The sequence below is a fragment of the Chryseobacterium vrystaatense genome (assembly GCF_000737765.1).
Classification (GTDB): Bacteria; Bacteroidota; Bacteroidia; order Flavobacteriales; family Weeksellaceae; genus Chryseobacterium; species Chryseobacterium vrystaatense.
In genome coordinates, this window is record NZ_JPRI01000008.1 from 298,222 (window position 1) to 315,502 (window position 17,281).

Annotated in this window: 20 protein-coding genes; 8 read left to right on the forward strand and 12 right to left on the reverse strand. The window is 36.3% G+C overall.

The genetic code is table 11. From position 1 onward, the window contains the following. The 7 genes from IW16_RS19585 to IW16_RS19615 all read right to left on the reverse strand — a co-directional run bounded on the left by IW16_RS19585 (window position 1) and on the right by IW16_RS19615 (window position 7,634). Window positions 1–474, reverse strand: coding sequence for a Fur family transcriptional regulator (locus tag IW16_RS19585; protein WP_034731532.1), 474 nt, complete (start codon window positions 472–474; stop codon window positions 1–3). Window positions 475–541: 67 nt separating this feature from the next. Next, the gene (locus tag IW16_RS19590) at window positions 542–2,533 is read right to left on the reverse strand and encodes a KUP/HAK/KT family potassium transporter (protein WP_034748435.1); all 1,992 of its coding nucleotides are present in this window, start codon (window positions 2,531–2,533) and stop codon (window positions 542–544) included. A gap of 119 nt (window positions 2,534–2,652) precedes the next feature. After that, window positions 2,653–3,633: a pyruvate dehydrogenase complex E1 component subunit beta gene (locus tag IW16_RS19595; protein ID WP_034748438.1), complete on the reverse strand. Its 981-nt coding sequence runs from the start codon at window positions 3,631–3,633 to the stop codon at window positions 2,653–2,655. Between the two features lie 99 nt (window positions 3,634–3,732). Then, window positions 3,733–4,347: a hypothetical protein gene (locus tag IW16_RS19600; protein WP_034748441.1), complete on the reverse strand. Its 615-nt coding sequence runs from the start codon at window positions 4,345–4,347 to the stop codon at window positions 3,733–3,735. Between the two features lies 1 nt (window position 4,348). Next, window positions 4,349–4,846 carry an RNA polymerase sigma factor gene (locus tag IW16_RS19605; protein WP_034748445.1) on the reverse strand — a complete coding sequence of 166 codons (498 nt, stop codon included), beginning with the start codon at window positions 4,844–4,846 and terminating at the stop codon, window positions 4,349–4,351. Window positions 4,847–4,954: 108 nt separating this feature from the next. Continuing rightward, window positions 4,955–5,374, reverse strand: coding sequence for a DUF2147 domain-containing protein (locus IW16_RS19610; protein ID WP_034748446.1), 420 nt, complete (start codon window positions 5,372–5,374; stop codon window positions 4,955–4,957). A 331-nt stretch (window positions 5,375–5,705) separates the two neighbouring features. Continuing rightward, window positions 5,706–7,634, reverse strand: a complete 1,929-nt coding sequence (locus IW16_RS19615; protein ID WP_034748448.1) for an LTA synthase family protein — start codon at window positions 7,632–7,634, stop codon at window positions 5,706–5,708. Window positions 7,635–7,723: 89 nt separating this feature from the next. Between IW16_RS19615 and IW16_RS19620 the strand changes: the two genes are divergently transcribed. From IW16_RS19620 to IW16_RS19640, 5 genes are all read left to right on the forward strand, one after another. Then, entirely contained in the window at window positions 7,724–8,437 is a 714-nt protein-coding gene (locus IW16_RS19620; RefSeq protein WP_034748451.1) for a CDP-alcohol phosphatidyltransferase family protein, read from the forward strand. An 86-nt stretch (window positions 8,438–8,523) separates the two neighbouring features. Then, window positions 8,524–9,288 carry a 3'-5' exonuclease gene (locus IW16_RS19625; protein WP_034748454.1) on the forward strand — a complete coding sequence of 255 codons (765 nt, stop codon included), beginning with the start codon at window positions 8,524–8,526 and terminating at the stop codon, window positions 9,286–9,288. Between the two features lie 3 nt (window positions 9,289–9,291). Continuing rightward, entirely contained in the window at window positions 9,292–9,690 is a 399-nt protein-coding gene (locus tag IW16_RS19630) for a putative signal transducing protein (protein ID WP_034748457.1), read from the forward strand. 20 nt (window positions 9,691–9,710) lie between these two features. After that, entirely contained in the window at window positions 9,711–10,283 is a 573-nt protein-coding gene (locus IW16_RS19635; protein ID WP_034748460.1) for a hypothetical protein, read from the forward strand. Between the two features lie 13 nt (window positions 10,284–10,296). Continuing rightward, the gene (locus IW16_RS19640) at window positions 10,297–10,902 is read left to right on the forward strand and encodes a fumarylacetoacetate hydrolase family protein (RefSeq protein ID WP_034748463.1); all 606 of its coding nucleotides are present in this window, start codon (window positions 10,297–10,299) and stop codon (window positions 10,900–10,902) included. 24 nt (window positions 10,903–10,926) lie between these two features. Here the strand turns inward: IW16_RS19640 and IW16_RS19645 are convergent, their stop codons facing one another. Beyond that, the gene (locus IW16_RS19645) at window positions 10,927–11,874 is read right to left on the reverse strand and encodes a DUF535 family protein (RefSeq protein ID WP_051890492.1); all 948 of its coding nucleotides are present in this window, start codon (window positions 11,872–11,874) and stop codon (window positions 10,927–10,929) included. Window positions 11,875–12,252: 378 nt separating this feature from the next. Here IW16_RS19645 and IW16_RS19650 point away from each other — a divergent pair, with 378 nt between their 5' ends. Then, window positions 12,253–12,690 carry a universal stress protein gene (locus IW16_RS19650; protein ID WP_034748466.1) on the forward strand — a complete coding sequence of 146 codons (438 nt, stop codon included), beginning with the start codon at window positions 12,253–12,255 and terminating at the stop codon, window positions 12,688–12,690. Between the two features lie 77 nt (window positions 12,691–12,767). Here IW16_RS19650 and IW16_RS19655 read toward each other — a convergent pair whose 3' ends face one another. Next, window positions 12,768–13,001, reverse strand: a complete 234-nt coding sequence (locus tag IW16_RS19655; protein WP_034748471.1) for a DUF6341 family protein — start codon at window positions 12,999–13,001, stop codon at window positions 12,768–12,770. Window positions 13,002–13,043: 42 nt separating this feature from the next. On the opposite strand from IW16_RS19655, the gene IW16_RS19660 reads away from it, so the two are divergent. After that, a complete protein-coding gene (locus IW16_RS19660) occupies window positions 13,044–13,949 on the forward strand; it encodes a DUF6427 family protein (RefSeq protein WP_034748474.1) in 906 nt (301 codons plus the stop codon). Between the two features lie 5 nt (window positions 13,950–13,954). Continuing rightward, window positions 13,955–14,539, forward strand: coding sequence for a DUF3109 family protein (locus IW16_RS19665; RefSeq protein ID WP_034748477.1), 585 nt, complete (start codon window positions 13,955–13,957; stop codon window positions 14,537–14,539). A 61-nt stretch (window positions 14,540–14,600) separates the two neighbouring features. On the opposite strand, the gene IW16_RS19670 is transcribed toward IW16_RS19665, so the two are convergent. The 3 genes from IW16_RS19670 to IW16_RS26720 are packed head-to-tail and all read right to left on the reverse strand — an operon-like array spanning window position 14,601 to window position 17,267. Beyond that, window positions 14,601–16,865: a M16 family metallopeptidase gene (locus tag IW16_RS19670; protein ID WP_228376967.1), complete on the reverse strand. Its 2,265-nt coding sequence runs from the start codon at window positions 16,863–16,865 to the stop codon at window positions 14,601–14,603. Next, a complete protein-coding gene (locus IW16_RS27005) occupies window positions 16,841–17,101 on the reverse strand; it encodes a hypothetical protein (RefSeq protein ID WP_228376968.1) in 261 nt (86 codons plus the stop codon). Before IW16_RS27005 ends, IW16_RS19670 begins: the two co-directional genes overlap by 25 nt. Window positions 17,102–17,141: 40 nt before the next feature. Then, window positions 17,142–17,267: an IS3 family transposase gene (locus IW16_RS26720; protein ID WP_394332457.1), complete on the reverse strand. Its 126-nt coding sequence runs from the start codon at window positions 17,265–17,267 to the stop codon at window positions 17,142–17,144. Window positions 17,268–17,281: the final 14 nt, after the last annotated feature.

Below are 17,281 nucleotides of genomic sequence, written 5' to 3' on the forward strand. Positions count from 1 at the left end.
TTAATCATTCTTAGTACCATAGAAATACAGCGAATGCGAATCAATATTTACGCCAAATGCTTCTTCAATTGCTTCTTTAATTCCCTGGATTCTTGGATCGCAGAACTCTATGATTTCTTCGATTTCTTTATCAGAGCCTTTTTTGTAGATGACCAAGTGGTCATGCTGTTTGTCAAAATAAGACTTCTCATAAGATGAAGAGGTCAATGTTTTTTCTCCAAACTGATGTTTACGGATCAAGCCCGCATCTAGGAAAATTTCAATAGTGTTATAAATGGTTGCTTTTGAAACATGATATTTCTTCTGCATCATCAAAAGATACAGATCATCCACATTGAAGTGGTGATCCATATTATAAATCTCTTCTAATATCGTATATCGTTCAGGAGTGTTTCTAAAACCCTTTTCTAACAGGTAATTTCTTAAAACATCCTTGATCAAGGCAATATTCTTTTCTTTTTGTATTGTATCCATCAAAAAAATTATCTACAAATTTATTGATTTTTATTTAAATAGACCTTATGGTTTGATGTCTGAAGTTTTAAGAGTTATGACGAAAGAAGCCAGACTGCTCAATCTTGTTATCATAAACCGTCAGTTCTGTGATCGGCGCTGATTCTACTTCTACGTTGTGCGACGACACTCCCCATGCTTTGAAATCATCACTTCCTATGTACTTCACAAAGTTGTAGATATTGAGTGTAATCTTCTCTTTTACAGTTAAAAGTATATCGTTAATATATGTATTATCTATAATCACATACTTCAGATCTGGTGGAATATTATGTGCTCTCAGAGATGGATGACTGCTTCTTGAAGGAATCGTTCCGTCTGCCATAAGATCTTTCAAAACCATATTAAAATAATCATTAATCCTACGGTCTACTTTAAATCCTAAAAGGAAATTCACTTTATACACAGTTCCCGGCAGAATTTCATCTACCGTATATTTGAAAGTATACGGATCTTCCTGATTGACAATACTTAATATAAAGTAATGATCTGCTCTTTTTGGCTGTTTTTTGATAATGGAATAGATGATTTTTGATTCTACTTCATCATTTCTTTTTGCACGGCTCAGGTAAGCAAGATTGGTTGCATATTTTGGAATACTTTCATCCAGCTTCATATCTTTCAGAATAGAAACATATTTTTCAATCTTCACATACTGAATAAAGTTGGCTTTAATCAGTCTACCATTATACCACGCGTACATGCAGACTGCTATAAATCCTCCCAGAACCATCGTTAACCAACCTCCATCAACAAATTTGATCACATTTGCATAGAAGAATCCTGATTCTAAAAACAGATACACGATAGCAAATCCTATGATAAAGATCTTATTGACTCTTGTCCGGCTCAGCCAGAATAATAACAGAATGGTTGTCATCAACATGGTTATCGTTATGGTAAGACCATAAGCTGCTTCCATCCGTTCTGATTTTTGGAAAAATATAACGACTACAAAACAGAAAGCCATAAGCCCCCAGTTGATTCTTGGGATGTACATCTGTCCTTTGATACCTGAAGGATACTCAATGTGCTGGTTAGGCCAGAAAGATATTGACATTGCTTCTGAAAACATCGTAAATGAACCTGTAATTACAGCCTGGCTGGCAATAATCGCAGCAGCTGTAGCCAGAATTACTCCCGGAAGAACAGCCCACTGAGGCATGATTCCAAAGAAAGGATTGACTCCGTTGAATACCTGATGATAATTATCCAGAAGCCATGCTCCCTGTCCCAGGTAGTTCAGAATAAGCATCAGTTTAACAAAAATCCAGCTTATTCTTATATTTTTTGCTCCGCAGTGCCCTAAATCTGAATATAAGGCTTCTGCTCCTGTCGTACACAGGAAAACGGCGCCCATGATCACAATAGCACTGGAAGAATGCGTGATCAGATTATAGGCGTACATTGGGTTAAAAGCTCTGATGATTTCGATATGATCAAAAATATGAACTGATCCAAAAATCCCCAGAACCAGAAACCATGTGACCATAATCGGTCCAAAAAACTTCCCGATGGAGGCGGTTCCGAATTGCTGTACAACAAACACCACGAACAGAATAACAATGGTTATGATAACTACAGGGGTTTCCGGATTGTATATTTTAAGCCCTTCAATAGCAGACATTACTGTTAAAGAAGGTGTAATGACACTATCTGCAACGAGTGTCGATGCTCCAATAATGGCGACGACATAGAGCCATTTTTTCTTAAGCTTCTTAACGAGTGAATACAGAGCAAGGATACCTCCTTCCCCTTTGTTATCTGCTCTTAAAGCTATGATTACATACTTCAAGGTGGTCTGAAGAGTCAGAGTCCAGATGATACAGGACAGTGCGCCCTCAATGTATTCATCAAACGGCATCGTGGATCCGTCCTTTCTTGCGTTAACGATCGCCTTCATTACATAAAGGGGCGACGTACCTATATCTCCGAAAACAATCCCGAGAGAAACTATAACGCCTACAAATGAGAGTTTTTTAAGGTCAAAGTGATGACCACCCTCTGTAACATCTGCCATATCAGCCAATTTATTTTTTTAAAAGCGCAAATTTATACTAATTTTATGACGCCAAGAATTATTCTTCATGAATATAATAAATGAAAAAACTTCCTTTCGGAAGTTTTTCTCTATAATCGCTATTTTACGTACATCGCTTTTTTGATTTCCTCTTTCACTTTTTCAAGCTTAGGGAACCATTCTGCAAATAATGCAGCTGAATATGGTGCAGGAGCATCAGGAGTAGTAATTCTCTTGATTGGAGCATCCAAATAATCAAATGCTTTCTGCTGTACCATATACGTAATTTCGGAAGATACTGAACCAAATGGCCAGGCTTCTTCTAAGATTACTAATCTGTTTGTTTTTTTAACAGAAGCTAAAACGGTGTCAAAGTCAAGAGGACGAACTGTTCTAAGGTCGATCACTTCTACAGAGATCCCTTCTTTCGCCATATCTTCAGCAGCCTGAATAGCCAGCTTCATGATCTTACCGAAAGAAACCAAAGTAACGTCTGTACCTTCTCTTTTGATATCTGCTTTACCTATTGGCAGGTAATATTCTTCTTCAGGAATTTCCATTTTATCACCATACATCTGCTCAGATTCCATGAAGATAACCGGGTCATTATCCTGAATAGCTGTTTTCAACAATCCTTTCGCATCGTAAGGGTTTGAAGGAACAACTACTTTAAGTCCCGGAACGTTGGCAAACCAGTTTTCAAAAGCCTGAGAGTGTGTAGCTCCCAACTGTCCTGCCGAAGCAGTAGGTCCTCTGAAAACGATTGGACAGTTCCACTGACCACCGCTCATCTGACGGATTTTGGCCGCATTATTAATAATCTGATCAATACCTACTAAAGAGAAATTGAACGTCATATACTCTACAATTGGTCTGTTACCATTCATCGCAGCACCTACAGCAATCCCAGTAAAACCAAGCTCGGCAATGGGTGTATCGATTACTCTTTTAGGACCAAATTCATCCAACATTCCTTTTGAAGCTTTATACGCACCATTGTATTCTGCAACTTCCTCCCCCATTAAAAAGATGGATTCGTCTTTACGCATTTCCTCGCTCATTGCTTGTGCAATTACCTCACGAAAAGTATATTCTGCCATATTTATTTGAAAAATTTAGACTACAAAAATAGTGTTTTTTTATTACTAACATAACAAAAAAGGCATCTCATTGAATGAGAAGCCTTAATATCTATTGAATTAAAAAGCTTTTTCTTCCGTCCTGCTCAGTTCTGTATAGTTTTTTCTGAGATCAGACAAAATTTTGCCATAAGTTCTTTTGTAAATCACATATATAATATAAAAGCTGATCAGCATAAAAAAACCAAATACAGCATAATTTCCCAATCCCGGAATCATACTCTCAGGATTTGTGTGGGAGGTAATATCGTGTCCTTCATTCCATCCGTCTTTGGCACCTGCCATAAAATCCCTGGTATAAAAATCAAAATGAATCAGGTTATCCAGAACAATCAGCAAAAAAGAAATCCCTGCATATCCGAAGATCAGTTTTCTCAGATTCAGAATATTTTTCATTAATGATAAAGAATTCTGTCCGGTCTTCAATCTTCTGAACAGCAATATCGCCAGAATTATACATCCAGAAAAAAGTATCATTCTGAAATATGGAAAATCAGCATTAAAATATCCGTATAGTGACCAAAGAACAATTTCTATCAGCCCAATCAAAAGTAAAACCTTAACCACAGAGACCGATTTATGCTTGATCATGGTATAAATTTCATTTTCGGAGTACTCCTTAAATTCTGTTTCTGCTTTATTCCAGTCTTTTTTCAAAAGTTCCAAATCATCCATATTATTTTGTGTTTATTTTGGTTTTTAAATTATTCTTTGCTCTGCTCATCTTCACTCTTGCATTCCCTTCTGTTATCCCCAGGATTTCTCCGATTTCCCTGTAAGATTTATCCTCCAGATACATCATAATTAATGCTTTTTCGACATCAGACATTTCATGGATGGCTTTATACATTCTTTTAAGTTTATCCCCGTCATCTTCATAGGTTTCATATTCCATCTTCAGTGAGGAGACCTCTATTTCAGCATGCTTCAATTCTTTTTTCTGAGGTTTTCTAAAAAGGGTTATTGCTGTATTAAGTGCCACTTTATACATCCAGGTAGTAAATTTAGCATCTCCTTTAAACCCCGGAAAGGATTTCCATAGCTGTACGGTAATTTCCTGAAAGAGATCTTTATGATCTTCGTCATTATCGGTGTATATCCTGCATATTTTGTGGATCAGCCTCTGATTGGGCTTAAAAAAATCAACAAAAGTTTTCTCCAGTTCTGTGGTCATACCCTATGAGTGGAAAGTTTTTATTTTCGTTACACATTTTTTACAAAAAAATAAAAAAAACGGCATCTCATTGCTGAAATGCCGTCTTAAAATTTTATTTAAACTTAATTAGTTTACTTTATCCCAAACTTGAGTTCTTCCTAAGATAGAAACACCCATATATCCTCTTACATTCAGTTTATCACCACTTTTTGTGATGGTACACTTGTACGTTTTACCTGTTTTAGGATCTGTAATAGTACCCCCTGTAAATTCATCTCCATCTTTTTTAAGACCTCTGATAATTTCCAGTCCTACGATCGGTTTTCCTTTTCTGTCATCTTTACATGCCGTACAGTTTGGATCTGCAGGCTTTATAAGCAACTGGGAAACTTTTCCGTAATACTTCCCGTCTGACTTCTTATAGATCTCTACCACAGATTTAGCCTGCTTTGTTTCATCATCTATAGTCTTCCACTTGCCCTCAATCTGTGCAAACGATAATACGCCAAACAGAGACAACACGAATGTTAATAATAATTTTTTCATATTTCTTATAGTTTTAATTCTGATATACGTTTTTTGTTATGTATCTATTGCTAAAAGTATAAATTAAATTTTAAACAGACAAAAACTTTTACTATACAAAGCATATGATAAGCCAAAAGGGCAAACATATCAATAATTATGTTTGCCCTTTTGGCTTAGCTGTTATGATGATTGAAAATTTAAGATTTAAGATTTCAAACACAAGATATGAGATATGAGACCTTTTACAGTAAATTTCAACAAGTATTAAAGGTTCGGATGCGGGGTTTAAACCAGTAGCTAAGTAACAGCAACAAAACTCCTAAACCCTAAAGATCTCCGACTCTCAAACTTACTTAAGTTTTCTGTTGATCACTCTATCCATATAATCCTGAAACCATGCTTTTGCAGTCTGCATTCCTTTTTCTATTTCAGGTGTTTTTAATTTACCCATCAGGTTATTTTCGAAGCCAAGGTCATTTTTATCATATACACCTATGATCTGTTTTCCATCAAAACGGTACATATGATCTCCGATGATAAACTGTTCTGAACTTCCGTCTGAATTCACCACAATAGAAGGATATTTTTTATCACTAACGACACTTCTGCCCCAGCTTCTGATCGGCTTATTGTATCCGATAAGATCTGCAAGCGTAGGGTAAATATCTATTTGCTGGGCTGTTTCAGGATTTACCCCTTTAAGGTTGTATTCCGGATTTGGAGAGTATAATATCAGCGGAACGGCAAAACGGTTCATTGCTTTTTCGTATTCACCATAAGCGATCTGGTTGGTATGATCTCCGGTAAAAACGAAGATTGTATTGTTGAACCAAGGCTGCTTTTTAGCCGTTTCAAAGTATTTTTTGATTGAATAATCAGTGTATTGCATGGGCTCATGCATTTCTATGGTGCCTTTTTTGAATTTCCCGTTGTATTTTTCAGGAATTTTAAAAGGATGATGTGATGATGCTGTAAATACGGTAGCCATAAAAGGTTGTTTCTTACCTACATTCTTGGCGAAATACTGCAGAAACGGCTCATCCCATATAGCCCACATTCCGTCGAAATCTTCATCGTGATTATATTCTGTTTTTCCGAAATAATGTTTAAAACCTAAAATATTTCCAAAGCCCAGAAAGCCCATCGATCCGTTCGGAGCTCCATGATAAAAAGAAGTATCATAGCCCAGATCATTACAGACAGAAACAATAGACTGAATTTTCTGATTGGAATAAGGGGAACTGGTGAAAGCATCTGTTAAACTTGGAATTCCTGCTAAAACACTGCTCATCCCATGAATCGACTGTCTGCCATTCGCAAAAGTGTTAGGAAAAATTAAACTTTGACCGGCAAGACTGTCTATGAACGGTGTGTAGGAAACATATCCTTTTATATTTTTATCTTTATTAAAGGCTCCTGAGTATTCTCTGCCAAAAGATTCCACGATAAAAATAACAATATTGGGACGGTTCTCCACTTTTCTGTCGTATATTTTATAGGGCTGAACATGATCTGTAATATATTTTTCGTCTACAAAATGAACTTCTTTAAAGTTGTTGGTGCCTAATGTTCTGAAAAATGAAAAGGTACTGTTCAAAACCACATTTCCCTGAAGTGGATTCACGACAAAACGGTTGGCATCAACTAAATTGATAGGCCTTGTACTATGCTTGAAGTCCCCGCGAATCCCTCCAATAGATAAAACAATTGTTGCACAAAGAACAATGACCGACCATATAAAATAAGGAATAAGCTTTACCGGTTTCTGTTCTGTAATCTTTACTTTTTTATATAAAAAGATCCAAAGAGCCATCAAAACAACAAACCATATCAAAACAAAAGGGTGCTGTCCTATGGAAACGGTGAACACTTTAAAAACATTAGATTCGTGTTTAGCGACGTCCAATGCTGTAGAGGTAAGTCTTGCCTGTGAAAATTTATAGTAAATAAAGTCTCCGAAATTCATGGCATAAGCGATTCCGTTGGTAACAAAATACAGCCAGAACAAAACAGTCTGATAAGCCTTTTTTGTATTGATAACTATCGGGATAAGACTCAGCAGAATAAATAAAGCATTCACATATAAAATCGCAGTGGTATCAAAGGCAGTGCCGTGAAATGCCAGATTGAAATAATCTGAAACAGAATCCACTTTGATGAGCTCTTTATTGAAATACCAAAACAGAAGTCGGGCAATCTGATAAAAAACGTATGCTAAGAAAATCCGGTATAAAAGGACCAGAAGTTCTTGTTTTCTAAATTCTTTAAAAAATTTCATTCGGCAAATTTACATCAAAAACATATTAATGTATTTTTTCCTTCATAAAATTTCAGTATAAAATTTGGAAAAACCCTACTTTTGTTGACATGAATTTCATAAAAAATAATCTTGCCAATTTATTGACCCTTGCCAATTTATTTGCGGGCTGTGTAGGTGCCATACATCTAATTTTAGGAGATTACCAGACCACGGCTATCTGTATCATTCTTTCGTCTATTTTTGATTTCTTTGATGGGTTTGTGGCCCGTGCGGTAAAATCAAACTCCAATCTTGGACTTCAACTGGATTCTCTGGCAGATATGGTAAGTTTCGGAGTGATTCCCGGTCTTACGATGTACAAAGCTCTGGAGCCATTCGGAAATGAATTTTTGGGACTGCACCTTCCTTTTGACATTAGTTATATCGGTCTGCTTGTGACTGTTTTTTCATGTCTAAGGCTTGCAATATTCAATCTTGATGAGGAACAGCGTTATTATTTTAAAGGATTGAATACGCCTACCAATACCGTATTGCTTTTCGGATTATATTATGCTTTCAAGGAAACAGGAACCTTTGGATTTTTGTTTGAAAATTCATTGTTTTTAGTTGCATTGACTGTTATCACATCATGGCTTCTCATCAGTCCTATCAAAATGATGGCGATGAAGTTCAAGTCGAAGAAACTGCAGGACAATTATCCTAAAATTATTTTATTAGGCGGCGGAATTGCTATTTTGATTATTTTTCAAATCGTAGGGATTCCCATGCTTGTTATTTATTATATATTAGTATCGCTGGTTTTTCAGAAACAGTTGGGCTAGATTTTAAATATCAGACATCAGATGTCAGACTTTAGAAGTTACCCAATCAGCACATTATTAAGTTAACCCATTTTCAATTTAAAGAAATGAATTTAAAACTCCATAAACCTCTTTGTATTTTTGACCTTGAAACTACAGGAACGAATATCGGAAAAGACAAAATCGTAGAAATCTGCATTTTAAAAGTAAACCCGGATGCATCCAGAGAAAGCAAAACCTGGCGTGTAAATCCGGAAATGCCTATCCCAACCGAATCCAGTGAGATCCACGGAATTTATGATGAAGATATCAAAGACGCTCCTACTTTCAGAGAGATTGCTCCAAAAGTTATGGAAATGATTTCAGGAAGTGATCTTGGAGGTTTTAATTCTAACCGATTCGATGTTCCTCTTTTGGCAGAAGAACTTCTGAGAGTGGAACTTGATTTTGATCTGAGCAAATTCCGATTGGTAGATGCACAGACGATTTTTCATAAAAAAGAACCCCGAAACTTAGGTGCTGCTTATCAGTTCTACTGTGGTAAAGTATTGGAAAATGCTCACTCTGCGGAGGCTGATGTGATGGCTACTTTTGAGGTGCTGGATGCACAGGTTGGAAAATATGAAGATATCCCGAATGAAATCGCTGCTTTAAGTGAATTTACGTTTCATAATAAGAACGCTGACCTTGCAGGATTTATCGGATACAATGATAAAACGGAACCTGTTTTCAACTTCGGAAAATATAAAGGCCAGGTTGTAAAAGCTGTTTTCCAAAAGGATCTTGGCTATTACGGATGGCTTCAGAATGCTGATTTTCCACTTTATACGAAGAAAGTCTTCACAAAAATTCAATTATCCGGTAAATTTTAAAAGATGTCAAATCTGGTTCGTTTTAAATTTTACGAAACTGCTCTTGAGGCCAACAGGGACAAACAGATCCTTGCTGAAAACGGAGTGAATGGCTTTATAGCCAACGAACAGCTTATCCAATCTGACTGGCTGCTTTCACAGGCTGTGGGCGGTATTCAGCTTCAGGTTTTTGAAGATGATCTGGAAAAGGCGAAGAAGATTCTTCAGGATTATAACGACAATGAAGCGTATTCACTGGAAGTAGAACATACCATCAAGGATCCAGCATTTGATTTTGTATGTCCGAAATGCGGATCCAACCATATTTACAGAGACGATAGAGCAACGAGTTTTTTTGGCATCTCAATTTTGTCAAGCCAGAAGTTTGTATGCTATTACTGTGGCAATGAATTTACACCCTAAAATATTTTTAATCCTAATCTGTGATAAAAATTAAAAAAATTCTTTTATATATTGGTATTGGCATAGTTTCAATTCCAGTATTTATCGCAGCTTATTATTTTATAGCGTGGGGACAGAATGAAACGGATCCTAATTTATCTAAGAATCCTGTTTATAAGTCTTTCGATAAACAAAGACACAAAACAGTTTTCGAAGAAGAATCGGAAGGCGGACAATCTAATAATCTGATCATTAAAACAAATAGTGGTACCAGTGAAGAATTTTACACCTGTTACATTAATGACAATAAACTGTTTCTGGATATCAAATTTTCAGCAGGAGATGGTTTCAGCGGTGGAGGCTATGAACTGAAGATTGTAAAGAACAGACATCAACTTTCCCCTTATCACTACACCGATGTCATAAGGCCATTTGATTTCCTGGACACAGGAGATTATTATAAAGTTTTAGACAGCCGTCTTGTGCTTGATAAAGATTCTTACAAAAAGGGGGACACTATCTTTGGATACACAGCGTTTAAGATTCAGAACAGGTATGGTCCTGAAAAATATTTTGAAGAAGGAAAAGGATATTTTAAAGCCATAGTCAATTAAATAATTAAGAATTATGAAAATCATTTGTATAGGAAGAAATTACAGCGAGCATGCGAAAGAACTAGGAAATGAAATTCCTGAAAAACCTGTTATTTTCATGAAACCTGACACAGCGGTTTTAAAGGGAAATGATTTTTACATTCCTGAATTTTCTGCCGACGTTCACTATGAGCTGGAAGTCGTTTTAAAAATATCAAAAGGAGGGAAATATATCCAGAAAGAAGCAGCTCATAAACATTACGAAGAGATCAGCCTTGGAATAGATTTTACGGCAAGAGATCTTCAGACTGAGCTTAAATCCAAGGGGCTTCCATGGGAACTGGCAAAAGGTTTTGACGGTTCTGCAGTAGTAGGAAACTTCTTCAAAAAAGAAGATTATGATCTTGAAGGATTACAGTTTTCATTGCTTAAAAATAAAGAAGAAGTTCAGGATGGCAATACAAAAGATATGATCTTCAGTTTTGATGATATCATCGCTTTTGCTTCTCAGTATTTTACCTTGAGGGTTGGTGATCTTATTTTTACAGGTACCCCACAAGGGGTAGGAAAAGTTGAGGAAAATGATGTTCTGGAAGGTTATCTTAAAGATGATAAAATTCTTGATATTCGAATATTATAAAAACTTAAATATAGAAAAGCAGTCCTATTTTAAGACTTCAGGACTGCTTTTTATTGTACAGTTGTTATTTTCCAAATAATCACGCAAGCTCCCTTTAACGGAGTCAACAAGCACATATCTTTTTTTGTAACCGGATCTTTTTTCTGATTTTATATCGGTGATATTTTTTCTTGAAGTTACTGACGGTAATACGTACCAATTATTTCCCAGGTCCTTACCTCCCATTTCTTCCCAAAACTCGTTATACGAAAAAGGAATTGCATGCAACAAAGGGATATGGATAAAATGTTTTCTGTTTTGGGCCTGACATTTCCCACCTATAGCATTGATGGATGCTATATCAAGCGTTTTACAAAACTCCTGCAACATTTCAATCAAAAAAGCTTTGGGCCTTACTCCATTCATCAATTTCTGGGCTTCTTTTGTAACGTAAATACCATTTACAACAGGCCTCCCCTGCAGACACCCGATTCTGCAAAGCCATCTGTTATTTTCGCTTTTTTCTACAGCAAAAGATAGGGAAGCTACATTGCCATCAAGGTGATCCATAACCAGAGACAAAACCAATTCACCTTCCTTTCTGTATCGATCATTGTAGCCTATCATCAACTTTGCCGGCAATCCGTTTTTTAAAGCAAACTCGCATATCACATGATCTTCACCCCATATTATTTTTTCAATTTGTTTGTCGTATATAAAATCATAGGTATCACAAATAATTTTTATTCTTTGATGAATGGAATATTGGGTTGAAAGATAAACCTTAAATGGTTTTAAAAATAGGCGGGGTCTCTGGGAGAGAACTTCTTTGTATCTGTCACTTTCTAAAATTTCAAACCAATATCTGGAAGGCTTATGATTAAGTAAGGTTAATACAAAACTTTTGTACTGCTGCTTACGCTTATACTTTTTCCTCTCATTATTGAACGCTATTTCTGCAAACTTCCATGCTTTGATGCTAACCTTAAACATTAATTATAAATTCAATCATAAAAACAAATTAAATCAAATTAAACAAGTAAGCTGATTGGTTTTTATTAAAATAAAATTAAATTCACCTAATTATGACTATTACGCACCAAAACAGATAAAACACCCGTTAATGCAGTAAAATAAATAAAACTAAACTGATTTATCTTCAATTCACAGATGATTAAATTTCGGTTAAAAAAAATCAAACCCCTATTTCTTATCTCTTATGATGATTAAGTTGAAAAAATACATACTGCTGAATTACAGTTTTAAGTAGTGACCCATGACTAATAGGGCAGTTACCTATTAATATTATAAGTTATTTAACATAAACTCTGTCAATTTTTTCTTATCTTTAAAATAACAAAATTAGAGGTCATGATAAATATTGTACTACCCGTAGATTTTGGGGACAAAACAGAACAGCTTGTAGAGGGAGCCGTAAAATTTGCAAAACAGTTAAACGGCAGAATCTTTTTGATTCATGTAGCGCCATCAGATATTGGTTTTGCTATCGGTGATATGGGATATCAATATTTTCCTGAAGTAGAAGCTAATGAGATCAGAGCTGAACTGGTAGAACTCAACAAAATCGAACAAAGGATTATTGCCCATGATGTGGACTGTGAGCATCTCTTAAAACAAGGGATTGCCAAGGATACTATTCTGGAATATGCAAAGGCTAAAAATGCTGATTACATCGTAATGGGATCACACGGAAGAAGTGGTATCTATGATGTATTTGTAGGAAGTTTAACCAAGGGGCTTACGAAAGATTCGCATGTTCCGGTACTGGTACTTCCCATCCACGACTAAAAAGTTACATTTTAATTGTTAATAAAAAAACCGATCAGACCTAAGTCTAATCGGTTTTTTACTATATAACCAATTAATTAACCTTCTTTTTTATAGATCTTTGGATCGTAGTAAGGGTTCTTACCCTCAGTTGGAGAATAATAGTCTTTATCTTTATCACCACCAAGTGTTACTACCAGTACATAGCACCAATAAGTAAACAATACGCAGCAAACGATAAATAGAATCCAGTTTAGAACATTTCCAAATGAATCAAAAAAACCGAAGGTCCATTTGAAAACTTTACTTAAGAATAACCAGAAAGACGTCATTATTTTCCTTTTTTAAATTAACTTTGTACAAATTTATAAAAAATGTTTAAATTACTTTCAAAAGAAAGCAATATTTTTTCAATTCCTGTTTATATTGGTTTTCTTCTTTTAGTAGTTATAATATTTAACATACTGAATTTCAATACTTATGAAGCGATTATTGCCGGAGTAACTTTCTTGGGAATTGCTCTGGGATATTTTTGTTTTCACAGCATTGCGCTCAATTACCAGACGCATTTGCCATTATTTCTCTATACCTTTTTTATTTTTGGTCTTTATCCTGGAAATTTGGATCTTGGAATTGCCGTTTCTTTGCTCACCAATTCTTTCCTTCTTCTCCTTTTGACGAGTGCAGATGAAGATATCAGAAAGAAGTCTTATGTACTTGTAGGAGCCATCGTTGCATTGAATTTTATTTTCCTGCCAACTACCTGGCCTATGGCTCTTTTCGTGATCGTTCACGTTATAGCTACTTCTCAAAAAATAAGCTTAAATCTGTTCAGATTTCTTCTGGGAACTGTATTAATTGCATTCTGTTATTTCTCTGTCATGTTCTTTTTCAGTTTTACAAGCTGGAATATTGATTATTTCCCATTTGGAAAAATGAAACCGATGACAGATTACACTGATCTGTTTCCTTTGATTCCTATTATCCTGATGTTGATTTATGCGGTATATGACCATTTTACAAACTATAATAAGAAAAGCCCGATAAGCCGATATAAATATACTTTTCTGCTTGTCTTTTCACTGGCTCAGCTGGTGACTATTATTCTGTACATGAATAAAAACTACGAATATTTACTGCTTCTGGCATTTCCTGCGAGCATTATCCTGAGCAGGATGATGAGATTCTTGCCTAAATACTGGATGCGGGAGGTAAGCTTATGGCTTATCATTGTGAGTTTGATTGCTTTTAAAGCAGGTACGTATTTTGATTTATTTTAAAGATTATGATTCAGATAGACGATAAATTGATTTCAGAGGATATATTTTCCGAAGAATTTGTTTGCAACCTTTCGAAATGTAAAGGTGCATGCTGCGTGGAAGGAGATGTAGGAGCTCCGCTAGATAAGGATGAACTTGAGATTTTAGACAGTATTTTTGATAAAATAAAGCCTTATCTGACACAGGAGGGTATCAAAGCCCTTGAAGAACAGGGAACATGGACTACAGATCCACAAGACGGAATGTACGTTACACCCATGGTAGAAGACCGCGAATGTGCCTATGTAACTTTCGACGAGAAAGGAATAACGAAATGCGGTATTGAAAAAGCTTATGAGGATGGTGCTGTAGACTGGCAAAAACCAATTTCCTGCCACCTGTACCCTATCCGTGTTACAGAATATTCTACTTTCACAGCTTTGAACTACCATGAATGGAATGTTTGCAGTGATGCCTGTGCTTTGGGAAAAGAACTTCAGGTCCCTGTGTATAAGTTCCTGAAAACACCTCTCACCAGAAAGTATGGGGCAGAGTTTTACGGCGTTTTAAGTGAAGCTGCCGATGAATGGAAAAAAGCCTATGGCTCTTAAACAAATAATAAAAACCGCAGACTAATCTGCGGTTTTCTTTTATCAATTATTCTGAAAAATATTATTTAACGACTGCTGCTCCTACCACTGTAGGTTTTGCATCAGCCTTTTTATTATTTTCCCATCCGTCTTCCGGCATCAGAGTCGCTATAATTTTTCCTTTTACAAGGTATTTCTTAGCCACATCCTGAAGGTCTTTCACGGTAAGTGCTTTTACTTTTTCCTGATAGTTCAGGATATCATACTTATCACTTCCATCCAGTTGATTTTTAGACAGTGAATTCAGCCAGAACATATTATCCTTAAGTTCTGTTTTGTTATCGTTATATTCCCCTTCTTTGTATTTATCAAGATCTTTTTGCTCAGGACCTTTGTCGATCAGTTTCTGAAGTTCAACTACTGCAATTTTCGTAAGCTTTTCTGCATTTTCAGGTCCACAAGGGAAGCTGATGCTGAAATTATAGGCACCGTAAGGAACTTTATTCATGCTTCCTCTGGCACCACCACCATAGATACCGCTTTCGTCTTCTCTAAGCTTCTCTATAACTTTGATTGTAACTACTTCTCCAAGAGCCGAAAGAGCCAAAGCTTCTTTTTCGTTGTAAGGAGTTTCTCCGCTATAAGAGATTGTCACCAAACTCTTCGGATCTTTTCCTTTTTTGTACACTTTAGAATAATCACCGGTCATCTGTCTGTAGCCTGTATCTTTGAAGGTGGAAGTTTTTCCTGATGTCGGAAGTCCTCCGATATACTGAAGTACCTGTTCTTTAAATTTGGTTTCGTCAATATTTCCTACGAAATAAAACTGGAAGTTTCCGGCATTGGCAAATTTCTCTTTATAGATATCGTATGCTTTTTTATAATCTGTATTGGCCCAGTCTTTTTCCATTGGGAACAGTCCGATGAATCTAGGGTTCTTTTGATTCATGAATTTTGCATGCTCACTGGAGAAATAAGCCTGAGGGTTGGACAAGAGATTATCCAGCATCGCCGACTGCTTTTCTTTATACGCATTGAATGCTGCAGGATTGTAATTCAAATCTGTAAAATAGGCATAGGTAAGCTCCATAGCAGTCCCTAAATCTTTCTGGGAAGTTCTTCCCGAAATCCCTTCAAAGTAAGGTCCAATCATAGGATTTACACTCAGCTGCTTGCCTGCAAGGTAGTTGGTAAGATCAGCTTTTGAAAATCCGCTTACTCCTGCTTCTGACAATGCCGCAAAAGCAAACTGGGTTTTGATGAAATCAGCGTCAGAAATAAGGGAGTTTCCTCCTAAACTTCTTGCTGAAAATACAATTTCATCATCCTTGAAATCTGTCTTTTTGAAAGTCACTTTAGCCCCGTTGCTCAATGTCCAGGTCGTAGTTCCCAGTTTGGCATCTGTTTCAGTTTTAGCAATTTTCGCTTCTGATTTGAAAGGCTTTACTAAATTCTTGATGGCTGCTTTCTCTTCATACGGTTTAAGATCTGCCATTTTTACAGCTTCAAAAGTGTTGATAACCATAGCTTCTGTTGGCATTGTAATATTGTCCTTTTTAGGCCCGGTCATTACAATTACCCTGCTGTCATCTTTCACCATTTTCTTGATCACCTCATTGGTTTGTGCTAAAGTAACTTTTGGAAGGAAGGATTTGGTATCTTCATATTCCCAGGCAATTCCAGGCATTGGCTCCTGCTCCAGGAAGTTTCTCACATATTCGTCTACCAGCATATCGCTTTCCGTTTTATCACGGTTGTTGTATGATCTTTCAAGATTAGACAGCATCTGTGCTTTTGCTCTGTCAAGTTCAGACTGGGTAAATCCGAATCTTTTTGCTCTTTCGACTTCTTCCAGCAAAACTTTCAGCGCACTCAGCTGATTTCCGTCCTTCACCATAGCAAACCCCTGGAAAGCTTCCTTGGTTCTCGCATACGTTCCTCCATGATATACAGATCCGTAAGTAAAAGGCGGATTGTTTGAGTTGATCAATTCCTTTAACCTGTTGTTCAGCATTGAAGTGGAAAGCCCCTCTATAATCGTCTGATTATATTGTTCAACGGTCAGGTCCGGCTGATAAGCCTCCGCATCTTTCATGATAAACTGTACCATAGAATTGGTAGCATCGGGATCAGTCTCTATGGCTACCAATGTTTCTTTGTGATTAGGCAGGTCAAATACTTTTCTTTCTCTTGGTTTAGAAGGATTCTTATATTTACTGAAGTTATCTTTAATTTTCTTTTCAACTTCGTCTACGTTGATGTCTCCCACTACAACAATCGCCATCAGATCCGGTCTGTACCATTCCTGATGGAATTTTCTGATCACATCGGGTTTGAAGTTTTCCAACACGTCTTTTTACCAATCGGAAGTCGGTCTGCATATTGTGATTTGTATAATAATTTCGGAAGGTATTTATCTGCCATTCTTTTATCCGCACCGAGACCGAGTCTCAATTCTTCAAGCACAACGCCTCTTTCTTTATTGATCTGCTCATCAGAAAGTGTTGCGTTAAAAGCCCAGTCTTCCATTACTTTCAGTCCCGCATCCAGGTTCCCTGGCTTATCTAATGGAACAGGAAGCATATATACGGTTTGGATATGCAAATAAAATTTCCAGTATAAGTTAAGCTACATTTTGATAAATTTCGTTTTGATTATTAAATTCTTCTATTGTTTTGTAATTTAGGGTACTGTGACGTCTTTTTTTATTGTACCAGATTTCAATGTATTCAAATATTTCCATTCCCATTTTTTCTTTTGTTA